This is a genomic window from Brunnivagina elsteri CCALA 953 (assembly GCF_002289455.1).
GTDB classification, from domain to species: domain Bacteria; phylum Cyanobacteriota; class Cyanobacteriia; order Cyanobacteriales; family Nostocaceae; genus Brunnivagina; species Brunnivagina elsteri.
The window spans coordinates 1-4,046 of sequence record NZ_NTFS01000507.1 but is presented as its reverse complement, the minus strand read 5'-3'; the positions used below and the strand labels follow the sequence as shown (position 1 = coordinate 4,046).

Sequence of the window (4,046 nt, the reverse complement as noted above, 5' to 3'; positions counted from 1 at the left end):
AAGCCGCATTATGACGCACCGATACATCTTTTTCTTCCATGCTCCGAACCAAGGTAGGCAATGAATCCACGGCATTGACTCCAATCCCTCCCAATGCAGTAGCAGCAGTTAATCTTACCCAAGCTTCTTTATCTTTCTCTAAAGTATTAATTAATGTCGGTACGGCAGATTGGGAATATTTACCGAGACGAGTCAGAGCGTGAACCGCATTGTAACGTACCGAAGGATTTTCATGACGTAAATTGACTAATAAGTAGGGAACCATTGCCCGTCTGCCAATACTCGAAAAAGCCTTGGCAGCTTCTACACGCACGCTTTTATCCTCGTCGCGCAAAGCTCTTGATAGTGCAGGCAAAGCAGGGGTAGCATGTTCACCCATTTGAGATAATGCGATCGCAGCATGAACACGAACTTCTGCTTTTTGATGCTCTAAAGCCTGAATTAAAGATGAAATTGCTGGTTTACCGATATCTACCAGGGATTCTACCGCTTGTTGACGCTGTTGTGGAGTTCCTTGGTCAAATTGTTGGATATGTTGATTGACGCGAGAATCAGCCCAACTTGGTGCTATTTGTATGGCTGAAATTAACAATAATGGCGATGTAAGTAATATAAACTTGATTTTATGTAGCAATTTAACCGATGCAAATTGTCTGCTTTTCATAAATTTGAGCCGATTTGGATTAGTAATTTTTTTAGTAATTTTTATCATAGCTTAGACTCAATGCTTGGCTAGATATGGTAATTTTGAAGTTTAAGTTAAATAATTTTCGATGCTAAGGATTAGCAATTAAATAATATACATATCTTGTGGAATGGGCATCTTGCCCGTTAATCTAATTAGTTCGTCAGGATGCCTGCTCCACAAAATCAAAACTTGCATTTTATTTAATATGCATTCCTAAGATTATTTTGAGAAATCAATCACCTTAAATAATTTTCCCCGGTAGCTTTGTCAGGAAGCTGGGAAGTGCGGATTGTCTTTTTTGAAGATTTTTGGCATAACGGCTAGTTAAATAGTGGTTGATGGGCTTTTCGATTTTCGCAAAGCTAAATACTAGAGCTTTTTCTAGTCGGCTATGTTCCCAACCTAAGACTAGTTTGCGTGCGAAAGGCAGTAAAATCGAATTTTTACGTCTCCAACCCAAAATTTTGTACTTATGTTGAAAATATTCATCTTCCGCTAGTTGCCATTTTTCCCGCAACCTGCTTAAACTTGCGAGTTCCCAAGCGTTACTCCAGCGCAACATATAAAAATGTAAATCTGACCATTCCAAAGGTGCTGATACATAAGTGACCACACTATCAGGCTCAAAATATACCGTTCCCCCAGCTTGAATCACAGTCATACAAAAGTCTACATGCTCCTTTGTATTCAGAAAACCCTCATCAAAATAACCAACTTGCTGGAAAATTTCGCTACGCACCAACATACAATGAAACTCGCATAACTCAGTTTGCGATCGCACCATTTCCCTTCGTACATCTGCTACCTGATGACCTTGCTTGTACATTTTTTCCCGTAATCGTCGTCTACCTTTAGTATCAATTACAACATGGGTTTCCCCACCTGCACAATGAACTACTTCATGTACTGGTTCTTCGTGACAAGTCAAGGGACCAACTACTGTTGCATTTGTGGTTTCAGCACAATTAATTAAAGCCTCTAACCAACCTGGTGCAACTATCACATCATTATCTAAAAAGACAACGTACTTAGTTTTTACCTCAGCTAAACCCATGTTTCTAGCGTGGTTTGGGGAAAGGTAGTAATTTTTCCGAATTAGGTGAAAGCCTTTTCCCTGGGCTTTTAGTTCCAAATAATCACGTATTTTTGCGGGTGAATTCCCATCCACATACACTAATTGAAATGGAATTTTGGTGTATTGAATAATACTTTCTAGCGATTCGCAAGTATAGCTGAAACGTTCCCGTGGAGATACAACAATTGTGACTTGAGAGGTTGTCATAGGAATACGCGGTATACGGGAAACTCATTCCCTTTAGAGATGAGAGGAAAGCAACACATGTCAAAAGTGGTAAGCCGAATTTAAAGCCAAAATTGGATTAAAAAAAACTTGACAAAAACCAGGGCTTTGCTGCTATATTAGATAGTGTCAATGCGATGAGGCGTCGCCAAGTGGTAAGGCATCGGGTTTTGGTCCCGACATTCCTAGGTTCGAATCCTAGCGCCTCAGTAATTAAAAGGTAGTCTTAAATGGCTACCTTTTTTGTTTTTATTTATTGGGAAGTGAGAAATTCCCCAATTTCCATTATTTATCAGGAGATTTGAGTGCTTTATCAAGTACTTGACGTGCTTGTTCTGCTTTAGAACGCGCATCTTGATAGCGGAGATTCGCTTGAGCAAAGTTTTTGAGAACTTTGAACCCTTCCTTCAGTCGAGAAATTTCTTCCTCACTTACAGATTGGTCTGAGAAAAGGATATCAACAGCTTTACGTATTTCTAAAGCTTCGCTGCGTGATTCCTGGACTTTTAACTTGAGCGTGGCAAGATTGCTAAGAATTTGCACCGCTTGGGTAATCCCATCTTCATCGCTAGCACTCTCAACACCTGTTTCTTTGACTTCTATTAATTGTTGAGAGCCGAATCCTTCTTCGAGTTCCGTGGGTAACTTGCCTGAATCCATGAGTTCCATCAATTGATCCATTGCTTTCTCACGGGCTTTGGCTGAATCTTTACCAGGAACATTCAGGATAATTTCTGGACTTTGAGCGAGAGTGTACTGAACCATAATAAAGACAAAAAAATTCCAGCTTAAAAGCTGAGGTACTCAATTTTAGCGCAAATGCTCCATCAAAGATTAATTGTTAATGGTTGACGATTATTAAAAAGATTTATAACGCGATCGCATTTCCCAGGGAAAATTTTTGGTGGGTTCTAAATACAAAAAACTATAGCGCTAGGGTTTGTTTAGCAAACTTTATTTGCCTATTAATCTAGTTCGTATCGATGAGCGAACAGGAAATGTTTTCCTTCTTGCGGGCGAAGAGAATATCATAGATTAATGATTGAATTATACAGTGGGGCGATCGCCTTTCTGAAACCTTACCCATGCTTGCTGTAATGCCTGAGGTGCTGGATTTTTACCATCGTAAATTGTTATTACATTCGTCAACTTACGTCCTGCGGGAACTATAATCTTACCATTGCTAGCCAAAGCGCGAGATGCACCACCATCTAAATTCATCGCTTCATAACAACCAATTGCTTTCATCACTTCGGCTACTTTGGGTAAAGTCAAATTCACATCAAAGTTAACTAAAATCAATTTTTTACCGTCAGATGTAAAGCCAATAGCAGTTCTCGCTCCCGATCCTAATACATTTGGGTCTTTAAATCCCTCAATATCCGGTTTCAACCAAATTTTACTCTGTCGCAGTAACCGAGGACCACAGGTAAGAGAAAACCAATGTTCTTTCCAGTTGGGTTTACCATCGACTCGTGCGGTGATCATTTCTGGTTTGTTTCCCATACCTAAACCCAAGGTTGTACCAAAGTTTTCCCACTGGCTGTATTTGAGAAATTTACCACCAGCTACCATATTTCCCATCACGGTTTTTTGGGTGTTTTTGGCAAAGAAAGTACCATTAGCGACAACTGTAGCTTTTTGACGGGCAACCATTCTACTAAAGTCTTCGTCACCGTTGCTACGTTGGGTTGTATTTGCTTGGGATGCATTGTTTGCTAAACCAATGGTGATAAAGGTTTTTGGGTCAGTCAAATCGATGATGGTTTGATAAAAACTGATACCAGTAGCTCTGCTTCTAGTTACTTGTACGGTTTGAGCATGGGCAGGGAGTTCGAGTAACGATAATCCTTTGGCTATAGCTGCACTGTCTAAGAATAGGAAGGAACGACGGGAAATTTTCATATTTCTACCGGGAAATCAAGCTTCGATTACCAATCCTTTATAAGCGATCGATTCCCAATATTGTTTAGTTTTACACAATCAACCGCAAAACTTTCGGCTCTTCCGTAGATGTTATGCTGAAATTTAAACAATAATTTGTAATTTGCCTTTAAT

Annotated in this window: 5 protein-coding genes and 1 tRNA gene; 2 read left to right on the top strand and 4 right to left on the bottom strand. The window is 39.7% G+C overall.

Annotated features, from left to right (window positions below):
- Together CK510_RS27310 and CK510_RS27305 are read right to left on the bottom strand one after the other, a co-directional pair.
- Positions 1-664 (bottom strand): HEAT repeat domain-containing protein (locus CK510_RS27310; protein WP_158224974.1); only part of this gene is annotated, 664 nt, incomplete at its 3' end.
- Positions 665-929: 265 nt separating this feature from the next.
- Positions 930-1,970 (bottom strand): glycosyltransferase family 2 protein, encoded by a 1,041-nt coding sequence (locus tag CK510_RS27305; RefSeq protein WP_095724649.1) that lies wholly within the window; start codon positions 1,968-1,970, stop codon positions 930-932.
- Positions 1,971-2,126: 156 nt separating this feature from the next.
- On the opposite strand from CK510_RS27305, the gene CK510_RS27300 reads away from it, so the two are divergent.
- Positions 2,127-2,198 (top strand) — tRNA-Gln (locus CK510_RS27300).
- A gap of 75 nt (positions 2,199-2,273) precedes the next feature.
- On the opposite strand, the gene CK510_RS27295 is transcribed toward CK510_RS27300, so the two are convergent.
- Positions 2,274-2,753 carry a hypothetical protein gene (locus CK510_RS27295; protein ID WP_095724648.1) on the bottom strand — a complete coding sequence of 160 codons (480 nt, stop codon included), beginning with the start codon at positions 2,751-2,753 and terminating at the stop codon, positions 2,274-2,276.
- Positions 2,754-2,928: 175 nt separating this feature from the next.
- Between CK510_RS27295 and CK510_RS34490 the strand changes: the two genes are divergently transcribed.
- Complete coding sequence (locus CK510_RS34490) at positions 2,929-3,027, top strand: DUF6888 family protein (protein WP_373695833.1); 99 nt, start codon at positions 2,929-2,931, stop codon at positions 3,025-3,027.
- Between the two features lie 8 nt (positions 3,028-3,035).
- Here the strand turns inward: CK510_RS34490 and CK510_RS27290 are convergent, their stop codons facing one another.
- A complete protein-coding gene (locus tag CK510_RS27290; protein ID WP_095724647.1) occupies positions 3,036-3,893 on the bottom strand; it encodes a phosphodiester glycosidase family protein in 858 nt (285 codons plus the stop codon).
- Positions 3,894-4,046 lie beyond the last annotated feature (153 nt).